The following is a 4,770-nucleotide window of genomic DNA, read 5'->3' as shown; positions in this document are numbered from 1 at the left end:
GGATCCACGGGTGGGCGCGGTGGCGCGGATGCGCGGGCCTCTGGTGGTCGACCGCCTCGAGCTCGATCTGCTCGAAGGCGCCAAGGGCGATCCGCTCGACCGGTCGCCGCCGATCCGGGAATGACCGCTTCGCATTGCGGCCGGTACTTTAGTCTGCTGACCGGCCTGCGGGGTTTGTGCTAGACGCTGCCGATCCTTTCCATCGCGCGCCCGCGCGAGCTTCCACAACGAGACGACACGATGAACGACACGGTCTTGATCGTAGGCGCCGGCCATGCCGGTTTTCAGGTCGCGGTGTCGCTGCGACAGGCCAAATACGCCGGCCGCATCGCGCTGATCAACGACGAGAAGCATCTGCCGTATCAGCGGCCTCCTTTGTCCAAGGCCTATCTCAAGAGCGGCGGCGATCCGAATTCGCTGATGTTTCGGCCGGAAAAGTTCTTCCAGGATCAGAACATCGAGCTGATCTACGACCGCGCGGTGTCGATCGATCGCGACGCTCGAAGCCTGCTGCTCGGCTCTGGTAACAAGCTCGACTACGACCACCTGATCATCGCCACCGGCGCGCGCAATCGTCAGCTCGACGTGCCGAACGCGACGCTGCCCGACGTGCTGTATCTGCGCACGCTCGACGAGAGCGAGGAGGTGCGCCAGCGCATGCCGAACAAGAAGCATGTCGTAGTGATCGGCGCCGGCTTCATCGGCCTCGAATTCGCCGCCACCGCACGCGGCAAGGGCCTCGAAGTCGATGTCGTCGAACTGGCGCCGCGCGTCATGGCGCGTGCGGTGACGCCGGAAATCTCCAGCTACTTCCACGACCGCCACAGCGCCACCGGCATCCGCATCCATTACGGCGTCCGCGCCACCGAGATCAAGGCCGATGGCGAGCGCGTCACCGGCGTCGCGCTCAGCGATGGCCGCACGCTGCCGTGCGATCTCGTCGTCGTCGGTGTCGGCGTCATCCCCAATGTCGAACTCGCCGCCGCCGCCGGCCTGCCGACCGCGTCGGGCATCATCGTCAACGAGCAGCTGCTGACCGAAGACCCGAATATTTCGGCGATCGGCGATTGCTCGCTGTTCAACAGCGTGCGCTTCGGCGAGGTGATGCGGCTGGAGTCGGTGCAGAACGCCACCGATCAGGCGCGCTGCGTCGCCGCGCGGCTGACTGGCAAGGCCGAGACCTATGACGGCTATCCGTGGTTCTGGTCCGACCAGGGCGACGACAAGCTGCAGATCGCCGGACTCACCGCCGGCTTCGATCAGGTCGTCGTCCGCGGCAGCGTCGCCGAGCGGTCGTTCTCGGCGTTCTGCTACAAGGCCGGCCAGTTGATCGGCATCGAATCCGTCAACCGCGCCGCCGACCACGTCTTCGGCCGCAAGATCCTGCCGCAGAACAAGTCGATCACGCCCGAGCAGGCGGCGGATGTGAGCTTCGATCTGAAGAAGGCGATGGCGTAGCTAGGGCGGTTCCGCTTCAATTAGAATCACCGCCGTCATCCTGAGGTGCCCGCTGGGCCGTGCTGTGCGCGGCACTGCGGGCCTCGAAGGATGGGCCACAAGCGCCTTGTCCGCATCCTTCGAGGCGCGCTACGCGCGCACCTCAGGATGACGACTCAGCGCCTAAAAGGGCTCTCCGCTTCAATCAATCCATGAACCGCTCTAGGGCGCTTACCCTACAATCATCGATTACTTCGTCATGGCCGGGGTTGTCCCGGCCACCCACGTTTTCGGCACTGCTGGTTCAGTAACACGTGGATGCCCGGGACGGCCCCCGGCATGACGGATGTTGGCATGTGTAGCCTATGCCACCGCCGCAAACTCCCGCTTCACCGCCTCGATGTCTTTCACCGTCGGCAGTCCCGCCTCGTTGCCCAGCTTCTGGATCTTGAACGTCGATGCAGCGCGGGCGAATTCGAAATGGTAGGCCCAGCTCTGCTCGGGATGCGCCAGGTAGGAATACACATAGGCGCCGTGGAACACGTCGCCGGCGCCGTTGGTGTCGAGCACGCGTTCGCGCGGGATCGGCAGCGCCGGCATGGTGCGCACGGTGCCGGTCTCGTCGTACCAGAGCAGGCCGCGTTCGCCCTGGGTGACGCCGCCCACTTTGCAGCCGCGGGATTTTAGATAGTCGAGCATCTTGTCCGGCGTCAGGTCCATCTGCTCGCACAGACGCTCGGCGACGATGGCGACGTCGATATAGCCGAGCAGCTCGTGAGTGTTGGTGCGCAGGCCGCCGCCGTCGAGCGAGGTCAGGATGCCGTCCTCGCGGCACAGCTTGGCATAGTGGATCGCGGCGTCGGGCTGATGGCCGTCGACGTGCAGCGCCCGGCATTTGCCGAGGTTGAGCAGCGGGAACGGGTGGATATGCTGATCGTCGCGGCAGCGCACGATAGCGCGCTTGCCGTCCTTGGGCATGATGAAGGACAGCGACGACGTCGCGACCTTGCGGGGATGCACAGAGATTCCGTACTTCGCCGTCATGTCCTGAAACATCCGCCCGAGCCAGTCATTGGCCACGGTGGCGATCAGGTCGGGCACGATGCCGAGCTTGGCGCAGCAGAACGCCGCCGTCACCGCATTGCCGCCGAACGACACCGCGTAGTCCGAGGCGACGTGCTTTTCGTCGCCGGTCGGCATGTGGTCGGTGATGAAGGTGACGTCGATATAGGTCTGTCCGATGAAGAGTGCGTCCATGGGCGATCCGAATCCGGCAGGTGAAAAGGCCGATAACAACAGCTTAGCATCGCTAAATTTGATGCATTCGCTAAAATTATTCGCAGGATTGCAGGGGACGAGATAGTCGTTCCGCTGAAAATGCAGTCAAAATGACGCGAGTCGTGCCTGGTTTTTGGCAGGATCGGAAAACGCAGGAGGGGGAATGTCCGGGCAGCGCGCGGCGATCACGGCGGTCGATCACATCGTCGTTCTGGTCAGCGATCTCGATGCGGCGGCCGCCGCCTATCAGACGCTGCTCGGCCGTGCGCCGGCATGGCGCGGCAGCGACGACGGCTCGCAGAACGTGCTGTTCACGCTGCCCAACGGCTCGCTCGAACTGATGGCCCCGGTCGGCGTGGGCGGCAACGCCGAGCGGATTCGCACGGTGATCAAGCTGCAGGGCGAAGGCCTCGCCAGCCTGTGCTTCCGTGTCGACGACGCTGCGCGCATGCAGCGGCGGCTCGATCGGGTGGCGCTACGACCCGACCCCGTGGCCGAAGTCATCGGCCGCGATTCGCTGACGGGCGCGACGCTGGCCTGGAAGCGGACGCGCGCGGCGACCGAGACCACCCGCGGCGTGCGGCTGTTCTTCCTCGAACTCGGCGGCGAACGGCCGCAATCCGCGCCGATCGCGCCTGCTCCCATCACAGGCCTCGATCATGTTGTGATCTCGACCTCCGATCCGGAAGGGGCGGCGGCGCTGTACGGCGCTCGGCTCGGGCTCGATCTGGCACTCGACCGCTCGCATCAGGAGTGGGGCCGGATGATGTTCTTCCGCTGCGGCGATCTCGTCATCGAAGTGGTGCACCGGCCGGTGGCGGGCTCGGATGCAAACCACGACAAGCTTTGGGGCATCGGCTGGCGGGTCGACGATATCGAGGCGGCACGCGCGCGGCTGGTCGAAGCCGGCCTGAGCGTCACCGAGGTGCGGAACGGCCGTAAGCCGGGAACCCGGGTGGTCACGGTGCGAAGTGGCACCTGGCAGATCCCGACTCTGCTGGTTGGTCCATCGATGTCCTGAAACGACCGACCGCTAGCGATCGACTGGTCTCTGAAGCGGTCGAACCACTTTTTTGCCCGACTGTGCTGTTTCGGCCGCCAAGTTTACAGGCATTTTAGGCCTTCTGGGCTTTGGTGCGCCGCAGCACAGCATTGACATTTCGGCTAGTGAGCGCCTACTCACATCATGAACTCTATACGTATGTCCAGTGACCTGCGCCGGGAGCTGATCCTGAGCGCGGCGAAGAGGTGTTTTGCGCGCCATGGTTTCGCCGGTACGACGACCAAGAGCGTAGCCGCCGCGGCGTCGATCTCGGAGGGGCTGCTGTTCAAGCACTTCCCCAGCAAGTCGGCGCTGTTTGCCGAGATCCTGGCGGACGAGTGCGAGGCCGATACGGCGCTGATGGAATTGCGCGATCGACCGCCTTCGACGGAAACGCTGGTCGTGATCGTATGTGGCATGGTGGGGCACTTCCTTCAGGCCTCAGACGATCCTGACGAGGACGAGGAGCAGCGGCTGCGGCTGATGATCACCAGCCAGCTCGGCGACGGTGAGTTCAGCCGACTGATCTTCGTAAAAATCAAAGACCTGCTGGGGCGACTTTTTACCGCCTCGCTCGAGCAGGCGGTGCTGCAGCGGCAGGCGGTCCGGGTCGGAAGCGAGCCGATGAACCTGTTCTGGTTCGCGCACCATACTGTGGTAATGACAGCGCTGGCCCGGCTGCCCGCGGTGCCCTGTTTGACCTACGGCGACGCTCCCGACCTGGAGCGCCAGACCTGTGAGTTCATTTTGCGCGGGATCGGGCTAACCGAAGCCGCAATTTCCGATCATTTGGACCGGGAATTGTCGCTGGCCCGGCTCCGCACCGACAAGACCAAGACAGAGAGTGTTTGAGATGACGATTGCGACCGAAACGCCGCCTGCAAACCGGGCGACGACCATCGACAAGCCGCAGCGCCGTCCGGTGCGGATGGTCCGCTGGTTCATCATCGTCGGCGTCCTGCTGGTGCTGTTGGTCGGCGCTCTGGTCGGCTTCAACGCCTTCCGCAGCCACA

Annotated in this window: 4 protein-coding genes and 1 pseudogene; 4 read left to right on the top strand and 1 reads right to left on the bottom strand. The window is 64.3% G+C overall.

Translation table 11 applies throughout. From position 1 onward, the window contains the following. Positions 1–240: 240 nt before the first annotated feature. Positions 241–1,458 carry an NAD(P)/FAD-dependent oxidoreductase gene (locus I5M_RS14600; RefSeq protein WP_022722075.1) on the top strand — a complete coding sequence of 406 codons (1,218 nt, stop codon included), beginning with the start codon at positions 241–243 and terminating at the stop codon, positions 1,456–1,458. 342 nt (positions 1,459–1,800) lie between these two features. Here the strand turns inward: I5M_RS14600 and I5M_RS14595 are convergent, their stop codons facing one another. Beyond that, a complete protein-coding gene (locus I5M_RS14595) occupies positions 1,801–2,694 on the bottom strand; it encodes a sugar kinase (protein ID WP_022722074.1) in 894 nt (297 codons plus the stop codon). Between the two features lie 184 nt (positions 2,695–2,878). Here I5M_RS14595 and I5M_RS14590 point away from each other — a divergent pair, with 184 nt between their 5' ends. The 3 genes and pseudogenes from I5M_RS14590 to I5M_RS33685 all read left to right on the top strand — a co-directional run. After that, positions 2,879–3,736 (top strand): VOC family protein, encoded by an 858-nt coding sequence (locus I5M_RS14590; RefSeq protein WP_031336428.1) that lies wholly within the window; start codon positions 2,879–2,881, stop codon positions 3,734–3,736. A 165-nt stretch (positions 3,737–3,901) separates the two neighbouring features. Beyond that, on the top strand, positions 3,902–4,609 hold the full coding sequence (locus I5M_RS14585) for a TetR/AcrR family transcriptional regulator (protein WP_022722072.1): 708 nt from the start codon (positions 3,902–3,904) through the stop codon (positions 4,607–4,609). Between the two features lies 1 nt (position 4,610). Then, a pseudogene (locus I5M_RS33685) lies at positions 4,611–4,770 on the top strand (efflux transporter periplasmic adaptor subunit); the annotation flags it as partial.

Source organism: Rhodopseudomonas sp. B29, assembly GCF_000333455.1.
Lineage (GTDB): Bacteria > Pseudomonadota > Alphaproteobacteria > Rhizobiales > Xanthobacteraceae > Rhodopseudomonas.
This window is presented reverse-complemented; position numbering and strand designations above follow the sequence as displayed.